This is a genomic window from Rhodococcus sp. NPDC059968 (genome assembly GCF_042738615.1).
Classification (GTDB): domain Bacteria; phylum Actinomycetota; class Actinomycetes; order Mycobacteriales; family Mycobacteriaceae; genus Rhodococcus_F.
This window is the reverse complement of record NZ_JBHWUE010000073.1, coordinates 18,990-40,591: the sequence shown is the minus strand read 5'-3', so window position 1 is coordinate 40,591 and position 21,602 is coordinate 18,990. Positions and strand designations below refer to the sequence as shown.

Below are 21,602 nucleotides of genomic sequence, written 5' to 3'. Positions count from 1 at the left end.
GGATGGACGTTCTGGACGTGTCGGAGTGGATCCCTCGCCGCGACCAGCACCGGGCGAGGGTGTCCGCGCTGATCGGACCGCACCTGGAGCGCCGGGAACGCGGCGAAACCCATCCGGTGATCGACTTCCTGTTCACCTATTACAGCTTTCGGCCGAATCAGCTGCTGCGCTGGCACCCCGGGTGGGGAACGGTCCTCTCCGGTGGGGAGGAGTACGCCGAACTCCGCGGGTATCACCGCACCGACGCCGGTGTCACCGTCGACCCGGGGTTCCTGCAACGCCGCTCAGACACGGTCGCCTTCACCGCACGACTGATGGAGGCGACCGCCGGGCGTCCCACCCACCTGTCCTGCTTCGGCCTGCACGAGTGGGCGATGGTTTACCGCTCCGACGAGGTTCGGCACGGCAGTGTCCCGCTGCGGCTCGGGCCGGGCGGCACCGACTCCGTCGTGGAGTCGCTGCAGCTGCGCTGCACCCACTACGACGCGTTCCGGTTCTTCACCCCCGCCGCCGAACCGCGGAACAGTCTGCCGTTGACCCGGGCCGACCAGCTCGGGCGGGAGCAGCCCGGGTGCCTGCACGCGTCCATGGATTTGTACAAGTACTGCTACAAGCTGGCGCCGATGATCGACTCGGACCTGACCGTCGACTGCTTCGCGCTGGCGCTCGCCGCACGCGAACTCGACATGCGGGCCAGCCCGTACGACCTGACCGCCTACGGGTACACCCCGATCCCGATCGAGACCCCGCACGGCCGCGCCGAGTACGTCCGGGAGCAGTCCGCGCTGGCCGCCCGCGCCGCACCGCTTCGTGCCGCATTGCGCGACCGGTGCCGCCGGTTGCTCGCTACCGTGATCCCATGACTCGCACGGGCTTCGACCGCTACTGTTCCGAGATCGTCACGCAGACCGCACTGTTGGCCGCCACCATCGAGGGCGCGGACATGACGGTGCCGGTGCCCTCGTGCCCCGGCTGGAACGTCGGGCAGCTGGTGCGGCACCTCGGCGGCGCCCAGCGCTGGGCGGAGGAGACCGTCCGCACCCAGGCGACGGAGCCGGTGCCCAACGAGCACTTCCGCGACCTCTCCCCCTACGCGAACGAGGACCCGGCCGTCCTCGTCCCCTGGCTCGTCGACGGCGGCGCGCGCCTCGCGGACACCCTGCGGTCCGCCGGACCCGACGCCGCGGTGCGCACCGAACCGGTGCCCGACGGCACGGCGACGTTCTACGCGCGCCGGTTCACGCACGAGACGCTCGTCCACCGGTCCGACGCGACCCTGGCCCTCGGGGCGGAGTTCACCGTCGACGAGGACGTGGCGGTCGACGCCGTCGACGAGTGGATGTGGCTCGGTGCGCTGCCGATGCATTTCGACTTCCACCCGTGGATGCGGGAGTTGCTCGGCCCCGGCCGCACCCTTCACTTCCACGCCACCGACACCGCACCCGAGGCGGAGGCGGAATGGGTCGTCGACCTCACCGGCGACGCCCTCGACTGGCGCCGGGCGCATGAGAAGTCGGCGGTCGCCGTGCGCGGCCCCCTCACCGACCTCCTGCTCGTGATCTACAAGCGGCGCGACCCCCGCGGCCCCGGCATCGAGATCCTCGGCGACGCGGCATTGCTCGACTTCTGGCTGGACCGGGTCAGTTTCGGATGATCCCCACCGTCATCGACTACGGCGACCCCGGCGACTACCTGGCGGCCCGCCTACCCGTCCTCGCGCTGGCGGCCGGTTCGGTGGCCGCGCTCACCGGCGCCGTCGACCGGTTCGACAGCGCGCACGGCCGTGACCCCCGGCCGTGGCGGCTCGATCCCGAGCGGATCGCCGCCGCGTTCGCGAGCGACCGCCTGCTGCGGGTGTCGGGGGCCCCGGTGTCCGGTTTCGCGGAGCTGTCGGGGTTCTTCGCGGCCGCGGACGGCTGGGTGCGGACCCACGCCAACTACCCGCACCACCGGGCGAAACTGCTGGCGGCACTCGACCTCTCGGACGACGCCGGCCGCGACGCGGTGGCCGCCCGGATCGGGGGCCTGTCCGCCGCCGACGTCGAGGACCGTGCCGCGGCGCAGGCCATCGCCGTGCGCGTGCGGACCGCGGCGGAGTGGGCGGCGAGCCCGCAGGGTGCGGCGGCGGCGTCCGGAGATCTCGTGTCCACCGTGGTGCACGCCGAGAGCTCCCGTCCCCGGACACGGCACCGCCGCTCCCACCGGGAATCCGACCGGGGGCCGTTGGCGGGGGTGAAGGTCCTCGACCTGACGCGGGTGATCGCCGGTCCCGTCGCCACCCGCACGCTGGCGCTGCTCGGCGCCGACGTGCTGCGGATCGATCCGCCGTCGATCCCCGAAATCGTCGTGCAGCACCTCGACACGGGGCAGGGCAAGCGGTCCGCGCTGCTCGATGTGCGGTCCGCCGGCGGCAGGCCGGTGTGGGACAGCCTGCTCGCCGAGGCGGACGTGGTCGTCACCGGGTATCGTCCGGGCGCGCTGGACGGGTTGCTCGACGACGCCCCCGACCGTCTGGTGCGGGGACGGGTGTGCGCGTGGGGCGGCTCCGGCCCCTGGGCGCACCGCCGCGGCTTCGACAGCATCGTCCAGGCGGCGTCGGGGATCGCGACGATCGAGGGCGGCGACACCCCGGGCACGCTTCCCGCGCAGGCACTCGATCACGCCACCGGCTATCTGCTCGCCGCCGGCATCGTCGACGCCCTCGCCGCCGGGCACGTCGACGGACGCGGCCGCTCCGTCGACGTGTCACTCGCCCGCACCGGCGCGTGGCTGCTGACCGCCGACGGCCGATCCGAGGATCCGTCGCCGACCGCGGTGCCCGGGCCCCGGTGCCTCACCGCGCACGGCGACCTGGTGACCACCCGGCCCGCCCTGGCCGAGTTCGACGACTACCCGTTCCCGGCTCGGCCCTGGGGCGGCGACGCCCCCGCCTGGTCCGGTCTCACACCGTCGCCGTGAACCGCGGGCTCGGTTCCCCCGTCAGATGTCCCGGCGGCAACCGGCGTCCGCACAGCACGAGGAGCAGGTCCTGGGCGGAACCGCGCAGCGGCGCGCCCGCACCGAAGGTCCAGGCTCGGTCGTCCGCCGTCAACTGCACGTCTGCCAGGTCGGTGCCGAAGTACTTAATATGCTTCGGGCCGACGCCGCCGAGGACCCGGTCGAGGCGGTCGTCCGGGACCCGCCTGCCCAAGCCGAGCGCCACCGACACGTCGAGACCATGGATCACGTCGTGGGACAGTGCCCCCTCGAAGCCGCCGCCCGGCGGCTTCCACGGGTGCGCGACGTTCTCCTCCAGCGTGCGCAGCAGCGCGTCGGCGGTCAGGGTCCGTGCGTCCTCGCGGGCCTGCGCGTCCGACATCCGGTTGAAGTCGCCGCGCGCCTTCACCATCTTCAGCAGGATCCGCGCCGTCGACAGGCGGTACGGCGTGGTGATGTGCGCGATCACCTCCCGGGTGCGCCACCCCGCGCACAGCGACGGCGCGTCCCATTGCTCCGGCGTCAGTCCCGCCAGCATCGACGCCAGGTCGCGCCGCTCCCCTGCGACCCAGTCCGGTGCCGTGTCCCGTGCCATGTCCGTCTCCTTCGGTCGCGGTGTCGTGCTCTACGTAAGCAGACCGTGCCCGCCCGCGAAACTCATCGCGCGGCCGTGAAGAATGGTCGGGTGAGCACACACGACTACACGCTGACGGTCACCTGGACCGGCAACCGCGGCGCGGGAACGTCGGGCCCGGACGCCTACGACCGGGACCACGTGATCGCGGCGGCCGGGAAACCCGATGTACAGGGCAGCTCCGACCCGTCGTTCCTCGGCGACCCGACGCGGTGGAACCCCGAGGAGTTGCTGGTCGCCTCACTGTCGCAGTGCCACATGCTGTGGTACCTGGGGCTGGCCGCAGCGGCCGGCGTGGTGGTGGTCGACTACCGCGACGAGCCGACCGGGACCATGTCCGAACATCCGGGCGGTGCAGGCGAATTCACCGAGGTCGTGCTGGCGCCGGTCGTGACGGTGGCCGACGAGTCGATGGCCGCGCGCGCCGGAGATCTGCACACCCGGGCGCACGAGAAGTGTTTCATCGCCCGATCGGTGAACTTCCCGGTCCGGCACCGTCCCGCGGTGCGCGTCGCATGAGCGCCCCGGCACACCGGCTGATCGTGGACGTCGACACCGGCATCGACGACTCGCTCGCCCTGCTGTACCTGCTGGCCAGCCCGGAGGCCGAGATCGCCGGCATCGCCAGCACCGCGGGCAATGTGCCCGTCGAGCAGGTCGCGGCGAACAACCTGAACTGGCTCGCCCTGTGCGGCGCACCCGACATCGAGGTGACGCTCGGCGCCCCGGTGCCGCTGGACTGCCCGCTGCGCACCACCGAGGACACGCACGGACCCCAGGGCATCGGGTACGCCGTCCTTCCCCCGTCCGGGCGGTCGCTGTCGGAGCGGGACGCCACCACCCTGTGGGTCGACCTGGTTCGCGCCCACCCGGGCGAGCTGACCGGGCTGGTGACGGGACCGCTGACGAACCTGGCCCTCGCGATCCGCGAGGAACCTGCACTGCCCCGGTTGCTGCGGCGCCTGGTCGTGATGGGCGGGGCGTTCAACCACCCCGGCAACACCACCCCCACCAGCGAATGGAACGTGTCGGTGGATCCGGAGGCGGCCAAGGAGGTGTTCGACGCGTTCTCCGGGCTGCCGGAGGGCAGGCGTCCGATCCTGTGCGGGCTGGACGTCACCGAGACGATCGAGATGACACCGGAGCACGTCCGGCGGCTGGCGGAGGCGGCGGGAAGCGCACCCGCCGAGATCATTTCCCCCGACGACGGGCCGCAGGTGCGCTCGACCGCGTCCAACCCGGTGATCCGGCACCTGTCCGACGCCATCCGGTTCTACATGGACTTTCACCGCACGCACGATCAGGGTTTCCTGGCGCACATGCACGACCCGTTCGCGGCGGCCGTGGCGTTGAATCCGGCGATCACAAGGACCCGTCCGGCCACCGTCGACGTCGAACTGCACGGCCGGCTCACCCGGGGCACCACGGTCGCCGACTGGGCGGGTCACTGGAACCGGGAACCCAACGTCGACATCGCCGTGAGCACCGACCCGGCCGCGTTCTTCGACGATCTCGTCGACCGGGTCGGGCGCTTCGCGAAATCAGTCGGCTGACGCGTCCGTTCCGTCGAACGCGTCGAGGATCTCGGCGGCGGCCAGCGCCGCCGTCAGGGAACCGTCCCGCACCCGCTGTTCGACGTCGCCGCGGATCGCCTTGACCCGGGTGTTGGACGCGAGCCGGCGCAGCAGCTGGTCGTTGACCATCGTCCACGTCCAGTCCACCTGCTGGCGGCGCCGGTTCTCCTCGAACTGGCCGGCCGCGGTCAGCACCTCACGGTGCCGGCAGACGGTGTTCCAGAAGTCCTCGAGACCGACACCCTCGAGCCCGCTCATCGTGATCACCGGCGGCGTCCAGACGGCGTCGTGCGGGTAGATCAGCCGCAACGCACCCGCGAGTTCCCGGGCGGCGCCCTTCGCCTCCCGCTCGTGCTTGCCGTCCGCCTTGTTCACGGCGACGAGGTCGGCGAGTTCGAGGACACCCTTCTTGATGCCCTGCAACTGGTCGCCGGTGCGGGCCAGGGTGAGGAAGCAGAAGCAGTCCACCATGTTCGCGACCGTCACCTCGGACTGCCCGACGCCCACCGTCTCGACGAGGATCACGTCGAATCCGGCGGCCTCGAGCAGCACGATCGTCTCGCGGGTCGCCTTCGCGACCCCGCCGAGGGTGCCCGACGTCGGCGACGGCCGGATGTAGGCGTCCTTCTCGACGGTCAGGCGCGCCATCCGCGTCTTGTCGCCGAGGATCGACCCGCCCGTGCGCGTCGACGACGGGTCGACGGCCAGGACCGCCACCCGGTGCCCCTGCCCGATCAGGTGCATCCCGAGCGCGTCGATGAACGTGGACTTCCCGACGCCGGGCACCCCGGTGATCCCGACCCGGTGTGCCTTCCCCGACTCCGGCAGCAGCTCGAGCAGCAGCCGCTGCGCCGCCTCACGGTGGTCGGTCCGGGTGGATTCGACCAGGGTGATGGCCTTCGCCAGGCCGGCGCGCTGGTTGGCGCGCACGGCCCGGGCGAGGGCATCGATGTCGACTGGAGGCCGCCCCATGCTATTCCGGGGTGCCCGTCAGGTCGTGGCCGAGCTGCTCGGCCAATTTCTCGAGCAGACCGCTGGCGGCGTCCGCGATGACCGTCCCGGGCGGGAAGATCGCGGCGGCACCCGCCTCGTACAGTTCGGCGAAGTCGCCGGGCGGGATGACGCCACCGACCACGATCATGATGTCGGGACGTCCCACCGCCGCGAGGGCTTCCCGGAGCGCAGGCACCAGCGTGAGGTGACCTGCGGCCAACGACGACACACCGACCACGTGGACGTCGTTGTCGGCCGCCTGATTGGCGACCTCTTCCGGGGTCTGGAACAGCGGTCCCACGTCCACGTCGAATCCGATGTCCGCGAAGGCCGTGGCGATCACCTTCTGCCCGCGGTCGTGGCCGTCCTGCCCCATCTTGGCGATGAGGACCCGGGGACGCCGGCCCTCCTCCTCCGCGAACTTCTCGACGAGTTCCGTTGCCTTGTTGATGTTGTCGACCTTTCCGGCCTCGTCCCGGTACACACCGCTGATGGTCCGGATCTCGGCCTGGTGACGCCCGTACACCTTCTCGAGCGCCTCGGAGATCTCGCCGACCGTGGCGTTCGCGCGGGCCGCGTCGATCGCGAGGGCCAGGAGGTTGTTCTCCATGCCGCCCTCGGTGGTGGCCGCGGCGCGGCTCAGGTCGGCCAGCGCCGCCTCGACGGCGTCCGAGTCGCGGTCGGCGCGCAGCCGGTCCAGCTTCTCGAGCTGCTCCTTGCGGACCCGCGAGTTCTCGACCTTGAGGACCTCGATCTCGTCGGCCTCGTCCGGCACGTACTTGTTGACGCCGATCAGCGGCTGCCGGCCGGAGTCGATGCGGGCCTGCGTGCGGGCCGCGGCCTCCTCGATGCGCAGCTTCGGGATGCCCTCGCTGATCGCCTGCGCCATGCCGCCGGCCTCTTCGACCTCGGCGATGTGTGCGCGGGCCCGGTTGGCCAGCTGGTGGGTGAGCCACTCGACGTAGTGCGATCCGCCCCAGGGGTCGATGGGACGGACGGTCCCCGACTCCTGCTGGAGCAGCAGCTGGGTGTTGCGGGCGATGCGGGCGGAGAAGTCCGTCGGCAGGGCGAGGGCCTCGTCGAGCGCGTTGGTGTGCAGCGACTGGGTGTGCCCCTGCGTCGCCGCCATCGCCTCGACGCACGTGCGGGCCACATTGTTGTAGACGTCCTGCGCGGTCAGCGACCAGCCCGACGTCTGCGAGTGGGTGCGCAGCGACAACGATTTCGCGGACTTCGGTTCGAACTTCGCGACCAGTTCGCTCCACAGCAGGCGACCCGCCCGCAGCTTCGCGACCTCCATGAAGAAGTTCATGCCGATCGCCCAGAAGAACGACAACCGGGGCGCGAACTTGTCGATCTCCATGCCGGCGTCGAGGCCGGCGCGGATGTACTCCACACCGTCCGCGAGGGTGTACGCCAGCTCCAGGTCGGCGGTGGCCCCGGCCTCCTGGATGTGGTAGCCGGAGATGGAGATCGAGTTGAACTTCGGCATCTTCGCGCTGGTGTACGCGAAGATGTCGGAGATGATCCGCATCGACGGCTTCGGCGGATAGATGTAGGTGTTGCGGACCATGAACTCCTTCAGAATGTCGTTCTGAATGGTTCCGGCCAGCTGCTCCGGGGCGACACCCTGCTCCTCGGCGGCCACGACGTACAGCGCGAGGATCGGCAGCACCGCACCGTTCATGGTCATCGAGACGCTGACGCTGTCGAGCGGGATGTGGTCGAACAGCTGACGCATGTCCAGGATCGAGTCGATCGCCACCCCGGCCATGCCCACGTCACCCTGCACCCGCGGGTGGTCGGAGTCGTAGCCGCGGTGCGTCGCCAGGTCGAACGCCACCGACAGACCCTTCTGCCCGGCCGCGAGGTTGCGGCGGTAGAAGGCGTTGGATTCGGCGGCGGTGGAGAAGCCCGCGTACTGGCGGATCGTCCACGGCTGGTTCACATACATGGTGGGGTACGGGCCGCGCACGAACGGTGCTGCGCCCGGGAAACTGCCCACCGGGTAGCCCTCCGCCTCGGCGGCATCACGGTCGGCCTTGGTGAAGACCGGCTTGACGTCGATGCCCTCGGGGGTGGACCACACCACCTGTTCCGGGCTGTAGTGGTTCGCCGCCGCGGCGGACGCGATCAGCCCGTCCGTCTGCTCCGGCGTCGGGGCGGACGGCTGCGGAAACTGCGGATCCTCCAGTGGCACTTCGGCGAAGCTGCCGATCGCGTGCTTGACCTCGCGAGTAGTCACTTCTTGCTCCCTGTGTCGCCCGAGGAGTCACTCGAGCTCTCGATGGTGTCGAGCAGGCCGGACAGGACCGACACTGCGTCGATACGGGCAGTGACGAATCCGTCGGGCCGGGTGGGGCCGTCCGCGTCGGCGACGACCTTCTCCGGGCCGGCGAGCAGCACGGTGCCGACACCGGCCGCGCGCAGTTCCTCCACCGCGGCGGTGGCTTCGGCGGCGTACCGCTTGTCGGTACCGCAGATCACCGCGATGCCGGCGCCGGAGTCCTTCGCAGCGGCGGCGATGCTGCCGTCACCGATGGCGAGGGGACCGGGGTTGCGGGCCTCGATGCCGCCCGACGCCAGCAGGTTCGTGCTGAACGTGGTCCGCACGTTGTGCTCGGCGACGGGGCCGAGCGGGGCCAGGAACACGGCGGGTCGTGCACCGTGCGCCGCCAGGTAGGCGTCGGAGCGGTCCCGCAGCGCCTCGAAGGCCGCGGCGTACCGGGCGACGCTACCGGTCTCGGCGGCGCCCGCGGGCAGCGGTGCCTCCGCGAGGTTCGGGAACTCGTTGACCCCGGTGACGGTGGTCTTGCGGTGCGCGATGTCCGAATCACGTTGGGCGCGGGTAGCGGCGATGCGTTCGGAGATCAGGCCCGCGTCGAGTGCGGCGAGGTAGCCGCCCGCCGCCTCGATCTGCTGGAAGAACTCCCACGCCTTGGCCGCCACCTGCTGGGTGAGGTCCTCGACGTACCACGAGCCGGACGCGGGATCGAGCACCCGGCCGAGATGCGATTCCTCGAGCAGCAGCAGCTGGGTGTTGCGGGCGATGCGCGCGGCGAAGGTCTTCGACACACCCAGCGCCCCGGCGGGCAGTGCGGCGTCGAACGGCAGCACCGTGACGGCGTCCGCGCCGCCGACGCCGGCACCGAACGCGGCGAGCGTCGTGCGGAGCATGTTCACCCACGGATCGCGTTGCGCCATCATCGCGGCCGAGGTGACCGCGTGCTGGGGGGCGCCGCCGAAGTCGGAGGCGCCGCACACCTGGGCGATCCGCGCCCACACCAGCCGCGCCGCCCGGAACTTGGCGATGGTCTGGAACTGGTCGTCGGTGGCCGCGAACCGGAAGCCGAGCTGCCCGAGCGCCTGGCCGATGGTCAGGCCGCTCTCGGTGAGGGCTCGCAGGTACTCGAGGCCCGCCGCGATCGCCGCGCCGAGTTCCTCGGCGTCGGACGCGCCCGCGTTGTGAAATGCGGTGCCGTCCACGGCGATTGCCCGCACGCTCTCCGAGCGGGACGCGGACTCGGCTGCGAGGGCCACCGCGTCGCCGAGTTCCACGTCGGCGGCACCGGAGAACGCGCTCGTGAGCGGGGCGATCCCGAGGTCGACATGGACCGCGGTGCGGTCGGTGACCCCGTCACCCGCCGCAGCACGCGCGTCGAGCAACGCGAACAGTGCCCGCGCCGCGAGCGGTGCGTCCGTTCCGGCGTCGAGGGTGAGCGGTGCCAGGTCGAGGAGCACCCCGTCGAGCGCCGTCTCCAGCGACCGGACCGGAAGGTTGTCGCCGCCGACGGCGAGCCACAGCGCGCTGACACCGTTCTCCAGGGAGTCGAGGACGGAGCGGTTGACGTCCGCCGCCTCCGCGCTCTCGCCGAAGCGGGCGCTGACCAGCCAGCCCGCGTTGACGTCCCGGGTGGCGTCCGCGCCACGCACGTAGGGGAAGGTGCCGGGTAGGGGCTGCTCCGGACGCTCGTCGCGCGGACTGTACAGCGGCGCGACGGTGACACCGTCGTAGGTGACGGTCTCGAGGAGCTTCTGGGGTTCCGGACCGAGTTCCGCGGCGTCGATCCGACGCGACTTCGCGAGGACTCCGGCCACGGAGCGCTGCCAGTCGGCGTACGCCCGCGCAGCTTCCTCGGCTTCTGAAGCTAATGACACGGTGTCGGCTTCCTCTCCCTGATGAGCGATCGATCAATACGTTGTGTGACTGTGATGCTAGCCGCAGTTCGGCGCCCCCTATCGTGAGGATCACCACACGATGAATAACCTCAGGTCATGAGCATTGCGCACGAACCGGTGGTCACCGATCGCCCCGCCACACAGCGGTTGTTCGGTCTCGGCGCGCCGACCCGGGACGTCGACGACCGCGGCGAACCACTCAATCGTATGAGCATGGACATCGGTGCGCTCGCCCCGAACACCGCCCACACCGCCTACGGCGGCATCCTCGCCGTGCTGCTCGACGATCTCCTCGGATTCACCGTGCGGGAGCGGCGCGGAACATGCGACGGCCTGGTCACGGCCGAATTGTCGATGGACGTCGTCACACCCCGACCGTGACGGACGCCGCCGCCCGTCCTGACCGCCCGCTCGCGGCGCCCCGTACCGGTCACCCGGGTAGCCTGGTGCCCTGTGAAGAGACGCCTCGGGGACCGCAGGGTGATCGGCGTCGCAGTACTGGCAGTCGCGCTGGTCGTCGTTGCGCTGGTGGCACCGCACCCGTCCGTGCTGCAGGTGCGGGAGTGGGCGCGGTCGGTCGGGCCGGCGTTCCCTCTCGTCTTCTTCGCCGTGCACGCCGTGGTGACGGTGTTTCCGTTCCCGCGCACGGTGTTCACGCTCAGTGCCGGTCTGCTGTTCGGTGCGTGGCTGGGCATCGCGATCGCGGTGCTGGCGTCGACGGTGAGTGCCGTGATTGCCCTCTACCTGGTGCGCGCCGTCGGCCGGGACGTGGTGTGGCAGCGCATCTCCAATCCGACGATCCGCCGGGTGGACGAGCGGATCGCCCGGCGCGGTTGGCTCGCCGTCGGGTCGCTGCGACTGATCGCGTTCGTCCCGTTCTCGGTGGTGAACTACTGCGCCGGCGTGTCCTCGATCCGGTTGGTCCCGTACGTGCTGGCCACGGTGGTCGGCGTGCTGCCGGGGACCATCGGCATCGTCGTTCTCGGCGACGCCCTCACCGGGGAGACGAAGCCGGGACTTCTCATGCTGTCCGCGGCGTGCATCGTTCTCGGAATCGCCGGGCTGGTCGTGGACTCCCGGCGGCCGCTGGACGGGTCCGGCGGCGCGATCCCGGACGTGCCCGTCGGCTGCCCCGCCGAGGACGAGTCAATAACGCAGCCTTGAACCACGCAAGTCAAGCTTTGAGTCTTGACATCCTGGTATCCAGTTTCTAACCTTGACCCATGTTCGTGTTGACGGTCGACCAGCGCGGGAGCCGCCGCGACGTCGACCGCGTCGCCCAACTCCTCACCGAATTCGCCGGCCGTGACCTCGCCCGCCCGTTCCAGCGGACCGCCGGCGACGAGGTCCAGGCCGTGGTCGCGGACCCGGCCACCGTCGTCGACCTCGCACTCGACCTCGTCGGACGCGAACACTGGAGTATCGGCATCGGCGCCGGCCCCGTCGAAGAACCCCTCCCCGCCGAGACCCGGGCCGGGCGCGGCCCCGCGTTCGAGTCCGCACGGGTCGCCGTCGAACGCGCCAAGAACGCCGCCGGCCGGGTGGCCGTCGAAGGCCCCGACCCCGGCGGCGCCACCGACGCCGACACCGCCCTCACCCTCGTCGCGGTCCTCGTCGCGCGCCGCACCGAGGAGGGCCGCGAGGCCGTCGAGCAGATGCGGCACGGCTCCACCCAGACCGAGGCTGCCCGCGCGCTGGGCATCAGCAAGCAGGCGGTCTCCCAACGACTCTCCACCGCCGGCTGGCACGTCGAGACCGCCGGACGACGACTGGCCGAACGACTCCTACGCAAGGCGGACACGTGACGACCCTCGCACTCATCGCCCTCGGCGTCGCCGCGGTCGCACCGCTGGCGCTCGCAGCGCCCCGCACCCGCTGGATGTCCCAGTGGGCGGCGCCGATCGTGGTCGCACTCGCCCTGGCCGTCGCCGCGCTCGCCGCCTCCACCACCACACCGGTCACCGGCTTCGCCCTCGCCGCGACCCTCGTCCTCTGTGTGGCGGCCGCCGCCACCGGCGGGGCACCCCTCGTGCTCGCCGCGTTCCGGATCGCGCGCCGCCAGCCCGACGCCGGTTCCGACCCCCCTCCCGACGCCGGGCCGCTGCGCGGCGGACGGATCATCGGACTCCTCGAGCGTGCCGCCGTCGCGGCCTCGATCCTCGCGGCCTGGCCGGAGGGCATCGCCGTCGTCCTGGCGGTCAAGGGACTGGCCCGCTACCCCGAACTCCGCGAACCGCACGCATCGGAACAATTCATCATCGGCACGTTCACCAGCGTGCTCTGGGCGATCGCGGTGTGCGGAACGGGACGCGCCCTCATCACGTAGCAGTCCCGCGACATCCACCGGTGCGGAACTTTCACCCCAGGGGGTGCGCAGAACCAGCCCTGAGGGCGGTGGGATCCCATCCCGACGCGGACGAGAGTCGTACTCGTCCAGTCCGAGGGAGAAAACATTCGTGCCTACCGATTTCGTGTCACACGTCCGCGCCCAGGTCGCCATCTACGGCGACGACCGGTCCTACACCTACCACCGTGAGGTCGGCCGCGAACTCGTCGCCGAGGAAGTGACCTACCGCGACCTGGATCGGGACGCCCGCGCACTGGCGGTGTGGCTGTCGGCGCGGCCCGGGGCCGACCACCCGGTGATGCTGCTGTACGTCGACGGAATCGACTTCCTCCGCGCGTTTCTCGGCTGCCTGTACGCCGGGGTGGTCGCCGTCCCCGCACCCGTCCCGCACGACGTGCGCAGCATGCAGCGCGTCGCCTCGATGTTCGAGGACGCCGACGTGCGCCTCGTCCTGACCACCGCCGCGGTCGCCGATCCGCTCGACACCTGGATCCGCGACTCCGGGCTCGCCGCCGCGGTCTCCGTCGCCGCGACCGACACCACCGAACCGGGCGATCCAGACGACTGGCGACTCCCCGACCTCGACGGCGACACCCTGGCCTTCCTCCAGTACACCTCCGGTTCCACCAGCGAACCGAAGGGCGTGATGGTGACCCACGGCAACCTGCTGCACAACGCCGCGGCCATGACCCTCGCCAACGGCGCCGACGACACGGTGACCGGCGCCGGGTGGCTCCCGCACTTCCACGACATGGGGCTGATCGGGATGCTGCTGCTGCCGATCTACTTCGGCGGAAATCTCGTGTTCATGTCGCCGATGTCCTTCCTCAAGCGGCCGGTGCGGTGGCTGCAGCTGATCGACCGGTACCGCGCCGACATGACCCTCGGCCCGAACTTCGCGTACGACCTCGTCGCCCGCCGGATCTCCGACGACCAACTGGCCGGGCTGGATCTCTCCTCGGTGCGGGTCGCGCTGAACGGGGCCGAACCCATCCGGCCACGCACCCTCGACGCCGTGACCGACCGGCTCGGGCCCTTCGGCTTCCCAGCGGGCGCGTTCCTGACCGCGTACGGGATGGCCGAGGTGACCCTGCTCGCCACCGCGAGCGAGGTGGGCTGCGCCCCAAGCTATCTCGACGTCGATGCAGCCGCGTTGGAGCGCCACGAGCTCACCCGGAAGGTCGGCGGTGTCCGGCTGGTCAGCAGCGGCCGGCCGTTCGGGTGCGACATCCGCATCGTCGACCCGCACACCGGCCGGGAGCTGCCGCACGGCCGGGTCGGGGAGATCTGGATCTCCGGTGGCAGCGTCGCCGCCGGCTACTGGAACCGGCCCGACGAGACCGAGGCAAAGTTCCGCGCCACCCTCGCCGGCGACGGACCGTACCTGCGCACCGGCGACCTCGGGGTGACCGACGACGACGGTCACCTCTTCGTCACCGGCCGCCTGAAGGACCTGCTGATCGTCAACGGCCGCAACCTGTACCCGCAGGACATCGAGGAGGCAGTGCGGGAGCTGCACCCGGCGCTCACCGGTGCCGCCGGGGTGGTGTTGTCGATGGATACCGGACAGCACGAGCGGCTGCTGGTGATCCACGAGGTCAAAACCGCGCTGATCGACGACCTGACGCTGCCCGGCCTCGCACGCCGGATCCGGCTCGCCGTCGCCCGGGACTTCGACGTCCACGCGCCGAGCGTGGTGCTCGTCGACCGGCACGGGGTGCACCGCACCACGAGCGGGAAGGTCCAGCGCAGGTCGATGCGCGCGTCGTTCCTGCAGTCCCGCGTCGACGCGGTGCTGCACGAGGAGATCGACCCGGCGGTGGAACGCCTCCGGACCACCGCCGTCGCAGCGCCCGCCTGACCCCGATCACCATCACCCATCACCGACCAGGAGAGAACACCCATGCGTATCCCCGAACAGAGCACCCCGCGCGACCACGCACCCGTCATCGACTGGCTCGCCGGAAGGGTGGCCTTCCACACCGAACAACCGGTGCGCGAGGTCGACCCCCACCTGCCGCTCGCCGAACTGGGAATCGAATCGGTATCCGCGGTGAGCCTGTGCGGCGAGATCGAGGACCGCTGGGACCTCGAACTCGATCCCACCGTGGTGTTCGACTATCCGACCATCGCCGAGATGGCCGTCTTCGTCGTCGACGAAGCCGCAGCCCGGTACCGGAAGGCCTCATGACCGACGTCGCCGTCGTGGGCCTCGACTGCCGCTTTCCGCAGGCACCCGACGCCGACGCGTTGTGGACGCTGCTGATGGGCGGCGGCGACGGAATCACCGACGTCCCCGCCGGGCGATGGAACGCGGACGACGTCTACGCCGCCGCCGGTGGTCCCGGCTCGGTCAACAACCGCAGCGGCGGATTCCTCGCCGACGCGGACGCGTTCGACCACGAATTCTTCGGCATCGCGCCCCGCGAGGCCGCGGCGATGGACCCGCAACAGCGCCTGCTGCTGCAGGCGGCGTGGCGCGCGTTCGAGGACGCCGCCCTGGACCCGCGGGCGCAGGCCGGGTCGAACACCGGCGTGTACGTCGGCGTCATGGCCAACGAGTGGAATCTCCAGATGCGTGACGTCTCGCGTATCACCCCCCAACTCGGTAGCGGCAACGGCTATTTCATGACCGCGAACCGGGTCTCCTACCACCTGAACCTGCAGGGCCCGAGCATGGCGATCGACACGGCCTGCTCGTCGTCCCTCGTCGCCATCCATCTGGCCTGCGCGGCGCTGCGGTCCGGGGACTGCGATCAGGCCCTCGCCGGGGGCGTCAACCTCACTCTGACCCCGACGGTGAACGTCTTCTACACCCAGGCCGGGCTGTCCGCGCCGGACGGCCGGTGCAAACCGTTCAGCGGAACGGCCGACGGCATCGGTCGCGGTGAGGGTGTCGCGGTCCTCGTGCTGCGCCGGCTCGAGGACGCGCAGGCCGAGGGCCTGCCGATCTACGCGGTGATCGAGGGCAGCGCCGTCAACAACGACGGCCGCAGCAACGGGATCACCGCACCCAACCGCTGGGCTCAGCAGCAGGTCGTCGAGACGGCCTACCGGCGTGCGGGTGTCACGCCCGCCCAGGTCGCGTTCCTCGAGGCGCACGGCACCGGAACGGTGCTCGGCGACATGATCGAGATCAAGGCCCTCGGTCACGTCCACGGGGTGACCCGGCCGCAGCCGTGCGCGATCGGATCGATCAAAGGCAATCTCGGCCACACGGAGGGAGCGGCCGGCGTGGCCGGCCTGATCAAGGTGGCCCTGTCCCTGCACCACCGCGTCGTGCCGCCCAGCCGCTACGCGCAGGACGCGAACCCGCGACTCCGCCTGGCGGACAACGGCCTCCGCCTCCTGTCCGAGCCGATGACGCTGCCCGGCGGCGTCGCGCACGGGGCCGTCAGCAGTTTCGGGCTCGGCGGCACCAACGCCCACATGCTGCTGGCCTCCGCGCCCGCCACCGACCCCGCCGCGGCGAGTGCCGGTGGCGGCGTGCTCACCCTGTCGTCGAACAACCGGGAAGGCCTCGCCCGCAACGCCGCCGTCCTGGCCGACGATCTGCTCGCCCGTCCGGCTGCCGACCTGGGCCGGGTGTGCTGGAGCACCAACACGGTCAAGGCATCCGGGCGCCACCGCCTCGCGCTCACCGCGCACGACCGGGACGAGGCCGTCGCGGCGCTGCGCGCTGTCGCGGACGACGAACACCTGCTCGAGTCGCTGTCCGGCGCGGCCCGCCCCGTGAGCATCGGCTGGCTCTTCACCGGTCAGGGCGCGCAGTACCCGGGAATGTCCCGCGCGCTGCACGAGCACCACGGCGCCTATCGGCGCGCACTGTCCGACGTGGACGAGCGGATGACGCCGCATCTGGGCCGCTCGGTGCGGGAGATGCTGTTCGATGCCGGGGACGAGATCCATCGGACGGAGTTCGCGCAGCCCGCCCTGTTCGCGGCCGAATACGCGCTCGCCCGGACGCTCGGCGAGCTGGGCATCGAACCGGCATGGCTGGTCGGTCACAGCGTCGGCGAGTACGCGGCCGCAGCGCACGCCGGAGTGTTCGGCCTGGACGACGCATGCCGGCTGATCGTCGCGCGGGGACGGCTCATGCAGCAACTGCCCGCGGGCGGCACGATGCTCGCGGTCCGGGCCAAACCGGACGAGGTCGCCGACCTGCTCGCCGGCGAGCCCGCGGCCGCGCTGGCGGCGGTGAACGGGCCGCGGGACGTGGTGCTGTCGGGGGCGGCCGACGCGCTCGACCGCCTCGGCGCCGCACTGACCGCGGCCGGACTTCTCGTCCGCCGGCTCACCGTCTCGCATGCCTTCCACTCCCCCGCCATGGCACCGATGCAGGACGCGTTCGCGGAGGTCGCCGCCGACTGCACGTATCGACCGCCCGAGATCCCGATCTTCTCGACCACACGGGGGCGGCTGCTCGACGTCGACGAGCCGATGGACGCGGCCTACTGGACCGACCACATCACGGCGACCGTGCGGTTCGCGGACGCCACCGCGGCCGCGATGATCTGCGATCCGACCCACCTGATCGAGGTGGGCCCCGCACGAATCCTGTTGCCGCTCACCGCCCGCGCCCATCCGGACTCGCCCGCGCGGCACCTGGCACCGTGCCCGGGTCCGGCCGCCACCGGCACCGAACTCCCCGACACCGTCGCCGCCCTGTACCGGGACGGACTCGACCCCGCGTGGGATGCGCTGTACGAACCGGGTGCCCGGGTCCGCCGACGGCTCCGCGGATACGAGTTCGCGACCACCGCCCGCTTCTGGACACCCGACGACGCACCCGCGGCCGCGCCGATCCCCGCACCCGCCCACACGACGCCCGACCCCGACCCCGACCCCGAGGACACCACCATGGAACAACTGATCGCGCTCTTCCGGGAACAGGCCGCCGTCCTCGCCGCTGCCGCCAACGGCGTTCCCGCAGTAGCCCTCCCCGTGCCGGCGGCGACGCCGGGCGCCGGGCCGGGTCCCGCGACACCGGTCGGCGACGTCGCGACCAGGGTGCGCGCGGAAGTCGCCCGGGTCAGCGGGTTCCCCGCGGCGGCGCTGAAGGCGACGCAGACGATCGTCGGCGACCTCGGATTCGACTCGATCATGATCACCGACCTGTTCGGCGGGGTGAGCCGCGCATTCCCCGGTCTCGTCGTCGAACCGCACTGGTTCTCACCGAGCCGCACTGTCGGCGATGTGATCGAGCATGTGACCGCGCACCACGCACCCGGGTCCCCCACGGCCGCGCCGCCGGAACCGTCCGTCCCGCAGGAACCGGTGGTCCTACGCACCGCGGTGGCACCCGAGTTCCGTATCGCGGAGTTCCCGGAGGTTCAGGCGCTCGCCGCCCGGCTGGACACGGCCGAGGGGCTCGGTGTCACCAACCCGTACTTCCTCGTCAACGACGGCGTCACGCGGGACACGTCGACGATCGGGGGCGCGGAGGTCGTCAACTTCTCCAGCTACAACTACCTCGGCATGTCCGGGCATCCCGCCGTCGTGTCGGCGGTGCAGGACGCGGTCGCCCGCTACGGCAGCTCCTCCTCGGCCAGTCGGCTGCTGTCCGGGGAGAAGCCGGTCCACCGCGAACTCGAAGCCGAACTGGCCGGCCTGCTCGGCACCGAGGACGCGATCGCCCTCGTCAGCGGACACGCCACCAACGTCACGGTCATCGGTCATCTCCTCGGGGAGGGTGACCTGGTCATCCACGACAGTCTCGCGCACGACAGTATCCTGCAGGGCTGCGCACTGTCCGGCGCCACCCGGCGCCCCTTCCCGCACAACGACCACGCCGCGCTGGACGCCCTCCTCACCGCGATCCGCTCGCAGTACCGGCGGGTCCTCATCCTCATCGAGGGCGTCTACAGCCAGGACGGCGACATCCCCGACCTGCCCGCGATGATCGCGGTGAAGAAGAAGCATCAGGCGCTGATGATGATCGACGAGGCGCACAGCATCGGGGTGCTCGGTGCCACCGGCGGGGGCATCGGCGAGCACTTCGACGTCGACCGCGACGACGTGGAGCTGTGGTCCGGCACGATGTCGAAGGCCCTGGCCGGCTGCGGCGGCTACGTCGCGGGCAGCGCCGAGCTCATCCGCTTCCTGAAGTACACGACGCCCGGCTTCGTCTACAGCGTCGGGATGACGCCGATGAATGCCGCGGCGTCCCTGGCCGCGATCCGGCAGATGCGCGCCGAACCCGAGGCGCTCGAGCGGTTGCGTCGCAACTCGCGGCTCTTCCTGCAGCTCGCCACGGACGCCGGAATCGATACCGGGGACACCGAGGACACCCCGGTCATCCCCTGCATCGTCGGGGATTCACTCCGCACCCTCGCGTTGTCCAACGCACTGCTCCGGCGCGGCATCAACGTGAACCCCATCCTCTACCCGGCGGTGCCCGAAGACCTCGCGCGGTTGCGCTTCTTCGTCACCTCGTGCCACACCGAGGACCAGATCCGGTCCACGGTGGCAGCTCTCGCCGAAGAGCTCGCAGAGCTCGTCGCGGCGGCGTAACCCCGTGCCCGGCCCCCTCCGGCTGATCTGCTTTCCCCACGCCGGCGGCGGATCCTCGACGTACCGTCACTGGCACCAAGCCCTCAGCCCACACGTGACTGTATGGCCCGTGCAACTGCCCGGCCGGGAGAGCCGTGCCGGCGAGGCCGGGTTCACCGACGTCGAGTCCCTCGTCACCGAGCTCGAGTCCGAGCTCGCCGACCACCTCACGGAGCCGCATGCCTTCTTCGGGCACAGCATGGGCGCGTTGGTGGCGTACCGGCTCGCGTGCCGTCGTCGCGCGGCCGGGCATCCGCTCCCCCGGGCGCTGCTGCTCTCCGCGTACTCGGCGCCGCACCTGCCCTCGCCGCTGCCGCCGGTCGACGACCTGGACGACGCGGCACTGATCGAGTTGCTGCGCGCCACGGGCGGTCTGCCCACCGACCTCCTGGCCAGGCCGGCGTGGCGAGGCCGCTGTCTCCCCGCGCTGCGAAACGATCTCCGCCTCTGCGCCGGCTACCGCGATCCCGGAGACCCACCGCTCCCCTGCCCGGTGCATGTACTCGGCGCGGACGCCGATCCGCTGGTCGGCGAGCGGGATCTCCACGCCTGGAATCGGCACACCACCCAGCTGTCCGAGGTGCGAATCATGGCGGGCGATCACTTCTACCTCGACCACACACCCGAACAGCTCTTCCGCGTGCTCCGGCCGTTGCTGCGCCGCTACGCCGCGGCCGGGTAGGGCCTGCGGTCGGATGTCGGACTCCGTCAGTCCCCGTGCGGGGGGACGGGCGGCGGCAGCTGCCCCGGCACACCACCCGGATGCAGCGCCTGCTCGTCGGCGCCACCGGACTTCGCGAGCGGTCCCGGCCCGTCGACTGGGCGCCGTGCCTCGACCTCCGCGGCCCGGACAGCCTGCGCGATCGCCGGGTCGGACTTGGTCTCGAACCAGTCGGCGACCTCCTCCGAATCGTCCTCGGGCTTCGGCAGATCCTCGTCCGTCGTGGACGGCTCATATCGGAACACGCCGTCCTGCCCCTGGGCGCCGAGGGACTTCGCGAAACCCTTGAGGGCGTCACCGAAGTCGCTGGGCACCAGCCACACCTTGTTCGCGTCGCCCTGCGCCATCTGCGGCAGCGTCTGCAGGTACTGGTAGGCGAGGAGTTCGGGGGTGGGCTTGCCGGATTTGATTGCGGCGAACACCTTTTCGATCGCCTTCGCCTGGCCCTGCGCCTGCAGGTACTTGGCGGCCCGGTCACCCTGCGCCCGCAGGATGCGGGACTGCCGCTCACCCTCCGCGGTGAGGATCGACGCCTGCTTCGCGCCCTCCGCGGCGAGGATGCGGGACTGCTTGTCACCCTCCGCCGTCTTGATGGCCGACTCCCGGTGGCCCTCGGCGGTGAGGATGGTGGCCCGCTTCTCGCGGTCCGCCTTCATCTGCTTCTCCATCGACTCCTGGATCGACGGCGGCGGATCGATGCTCTTGAGCTCGACCCGGGCGACGCGCAGACCCCACCGGCCGGTGGCCTCGTCCAGCACGCCGCGCAGCTGCCCGTTGATGGAGTCACGGGACGTGAGCGTCTCCTCCAATGTCATGCCGCCGACGACGTTGCGCAGTGTGGTGGTGGTCAACTGCTCGACGCCGACGATGTAATTGCTGATCTCGTACACCGCGGCCTGCGGGTTGGTGACCTGGAAGTACACGACGGTGTCGATGTTCAGCGTCAGGTTGTCCTGGGTGATCACCGGCTGCGGCGGGAACGACACCACCCGTTCGCGCAGATCCACCTTGGCCCGGATGCGGTCCGCGAAGGGGATCAGGAACGTCAACTGGCCCGACACGGTCCGCGCGTACCGGCCGAGACGCTCGATCACCGCGGCCTCGGCCTGCGGCACCAAGGCCACCGATTTGGCCACCACCAGGGCGACGAACAACACGAGCACGATCAGTACGATGAGCGCTGCCATCTACGGTCCCCTCCATACGACGGCGGTCGCGCCGTCAATTTGCATTACCGTCACGGTCGTTCCCGGTGGATACACTTCCGTGCTGTCGAGCGGGCGGGCCGTCCAGACATCCCCGCCGAGCTTGATCTGCCCCGCGTGTTCGGCGACTTCCTCGAGCACCAGGGCCTGCTTGCCGGTCAGCGCCTCGATTCCGGTCGGGGTCGGCGGCGGGGTCTCGAACTTACGCAACAACACCGGCCGCACCCCGAGGATCAGGGCGAGGGACAGCACGCCGAAGATCACCGCGTCGACCCAGACCGGAAAGTCGGTGATCGCGGTGACCCCGGCCGTGGCCAGCGCACCGCCCGCCAGCATGAGGAGGAAGAAGTCCCCCGTCAACGCTTCCGCGGCGGCGAGCAGCACCCCCGCTACCAGCCAAATCAATGCAGCCACAACACCA

Annotated in this window: 19 protein-coding genes; 13 read left to right on the top strand and 6 right to left on the bottom strand. The window is 71.0% G+C overall.

Features of this window, described 5'->3' with window-relative positions; all coding sequences use genetic code 11:
- Nucleotides 1-2 precede the first annotated feature (2 nt).
- Genes ACFWAY_RS38780 through ACFWAY_RS38770 form a run of 3 tightly spaced genes read left to right on the top strand, consistent with a single transcriptional unit; the run spans nt 3 to nt 2,958 of the window.
- Entirely contained in the window at nt 3-863 is an 861-nt protein-coding gene (locus ACFWAY_RS38780) for a 3-methyladenine DNA glycosylase (RefSeq protein ID WP_378514277.1), read from the top strand.
- Nucleotides 860-1,654, top strand: a complete 795-nt coding sequence (locus ACFWAY_RS38775; RefSeq protein WP_378514276.1) for a maleylpyruvate isomerase family mycothiol-dependent enzyme — start codon at nt 860-862, stop codon at nt 1,652-1,654. The genes ACFWAY_RS38780 and ACFWAY_RS38775 overlap by 4 nt, the downstream gene beginning before the upstream one ends.
- Nucleotides 1,651-2,958 carry a CoA transferase gene (locus ACFWAY_RS38770; protein WP_378514275.1) on the top strand — a complete coding sequence of 436 codons (1,308 nt, stop codon included), beginning with the start codon at nt 1,651-1,653 and terminating at the stop codon, nt 2,956-2,958. Before ACFWAY_RS38775 ends, ACFWAY_RS38770 begins: the two co-directional genes overlap by 4 nt.
- On the opposite strand, the gene ACFWAY_RS38765 is transcribed toward ACFWAY_RS38770, so the two are convergent.
- The gene (locus ACFWAY_RS38765) at nt 2,942-3,571 is read right to left on the bottom strand and encodes a maleylpyruvate isomerase family mycothiol-dependent enzyme (protein WP_378514274.1); all 630 of its coding nucleotides are present in this window, start codon (nt 3,569-3,571) and stop codon (nt 2,942-2,944) included. The two genes, ACFWAY_RS38770 and ACFWAY_RS38765, sit on opposite strands and share 17 nt — an antisense overlap.
- Before the next feature lie 90 nt (nt 3,572-3,661).
- On the opposite strand from ACFWAY_RS38765, the gene ACFWAY_RS38760 reads away from it, so the two are divergent.
- Nucleotides 3,662-4,129: an OsmC family protein gene (locus ACFWAY_RS38760; RefSeq protein WP_378514273.1), complete on the top strand. Its 468-nt coding sequence runs from the start codon at nt 3,662-3,664 to the stop codon at nt 4,127-4,129.
- On the top strand, nt 4,126-5,163 hold the full coding sequence (locus ACFWAY_RS38755; RefSeq protein WP_378514272.1) for a nucleoside hydrolase: 1,038 nt from the start codon (nt 4,126-4,128) through the stop codon (nt 5,161-5,163). Before ACFWAY_RS38760 ends, ACFWAY_RS38755 begins: the two co-directional genes overlap by 4 nt.
- On the opposite strand, the gene meaB is transcribed toward ACFWAY_RS38755, so the two are convergent.
- The 3 genes from meaB to mutA are packed head-to-tail and all read right to left on the bottom strand — an operon-like array spanning nt 5,152 to nt 10,335.
- Nucleotides 5,152-6,156 carry a methylmalonyl Co-A mutase-associated GTPase MeaB gene (meaB, locus tag ACFWAY_RS38750; RefSeq protein ID WP_378452709.1) on the bottom strand — a complete coding sequence of 335 codons (1,005 nt, stop codon included), beginning with the start codon at nt 6,154-6,156 and terminating at the stop codon, nt 5,152-5,154. The two genes, ACFWAY_RS38755 and meaB, sit on opposite strands and share 12 nt — an antisense overlap.
- A gap of 1 nt (nt 6,157) precedes the next feature.
- On the bottom strand, nt 6,158-8,422 hold the full coding sequence (scpA, locus tag ACFWAY_RS38745) for a methylmalonyl-CoA mutase (protein WP_378452708.1): 2,265 nt from the start codon (nt 8,420-8,422) through the stop codon (nt 6,158-6,160).
- Nucleotides 8,419-10,335: a methylmalonyl-CoA mutase small subunit gene (mutA, locus tag ACFWAY_RS38740; RefSeq protein WP_378514271.1), complete on the bottom strand. Its 1,917-nt coding sequence runs from the start codon at nt 10,333-10,335 to the stop codon at nt 8,419-8,421. The genes scpA and mutA overlap by 4 nt, the downstream gene beginning before the upstream one ends.
- A gap of 117 nt (nt 10,336-10,452) precedes the next feature.
- Between mutA and ACFWAY_RS38735 the strand changes: the two genes are divergently transcribed.
- From ACFWAY_RS38735 to ACFWAY_RS38700, 8 genes are all read left to right on the top strand, one after another.
- Nucleotides 10,453-10,737 carry a hypothetical protein gene (locus ACFWAY_RS38735; protein ID WP_378514270.1) on the top strand — a complete coding sequence of 95 codons (285 nt, stop codon included), beginning with the start codon at nt 10,453-10,455 and terminating at the stop codon, nt 10,735-10,737.
- A 72-nt stretch (nt 10,738-10,809) separates the two neighbouring features.
- Complete coding sequence (locus ACFWAY_RS38730) at nt 10,810-11,520, top strand: TVP38/TMEM64 family protein (RefSeq protein ID WP_378514269.1); 711 nt, start codon at nt 10,810-10,812, stop codon at nt 11,518-11,520.
- A gap of 59 nt (nt 11,521-11,579) precedes the next feature.
- Nucleotides 11,580-12,161 (top strand): hypothetical protein, encoded by a 582-nt coding sequence (locus tag ACFWAY_RS38725; RefSeq protein ID WP_378514268.1) that lies wholly within the window; start codon nt 11,580-11,582, stop codon nt 12,159-12,161.
- Nucleotides 12,158-12,682 (top strand): hypothetical protein, encoded by a 525-nt coding sequence (locus ACFWAY_RS38720; RefSeq protein WP_378452703.1) that lies wholly within the window; start codon nt 12,158-12,160, stop codon nt 12,680-12,682. Before ACFWAY_RS38725 ends, ACFWAY_RS38720 begins: the two co-directional genes overlap by 4 nt.
- Before the next feature lie 130 nt (nt 12,683-12,812).
- A complete protein-coding gene (locus ACFWAY_RS38715) occupies nt 12,813-14,564 on the top strand; it encodes a fatty acyl-AMP ligase (protein ID WP_378514267.1) in 1,752 nt (583 codons plus the stop codon).
- Between the two features lie 42 nt (nt 14,565-14,606).
- Entirely contained in the window at nt 14,607-14,894 is a 288-nt protein-coding gene (locus ACFWAY_RS38710) for an acyl carrier protein (protein ID WP_378514266.1), read from the top strand.
- Nucleotides 14,891-19,216 (top strand): type I polyketide synthase, encoded by a 4,326-nt coding sequence (locus ACFWAY_RS38705; RefSeq protein ID WP_378514265.1) that lies wholly within the window; start codon nt 14,891-14,893, stop codon nt 19,214-19,216. The genes ACFWAY_RS38710 and ACFWAY_RS38705 overlap by 4 nt, the downstream gene beginning before the upstream one ends.
- A gap of 4 nt (nt 19,217-19,220) precedes the next feature.
- On the top strand, nt 19,221-19,937 hold the full coding sequence (locus ACFWAY_RS38700; protein ID WP_378514264.1) for a thioesterase II family protein: 717 nt from the start codon (nt 19,221-19,223) through the stop codon (nt 19,935-19,937).
- A 26-nt stretch (nt 19,938-19,963) separates the two neighbouring features.
- Here ACFWAY_RS38700 and ACFWAY_RS38695 read toward each other — a convergent pair whose 3' ends face one another.
- Complete coding sequence (locus ACFWAY_RS38695) at nt 19,964-21,163, bottom strand: SPFH domain-containing protein (protein ID WP_378514263.1); 1,200 nt, start codon at nt 21,161-21,163, stop codon at nt 19,964-19,966.
- Nucleotides 21,164-21,595, bottom strand: a complete 432-nt coding sequence (locus ACFWAY_RS38690) for an NfeD family protein (RefSeq protein ID WP_005241863.1) — start codon at nt 21,593-21,595, stop codon at nt 21,164-21,166.
- Between the last annotated feature and the right edge of the window lie 7 nt (nt 21,596-21,602).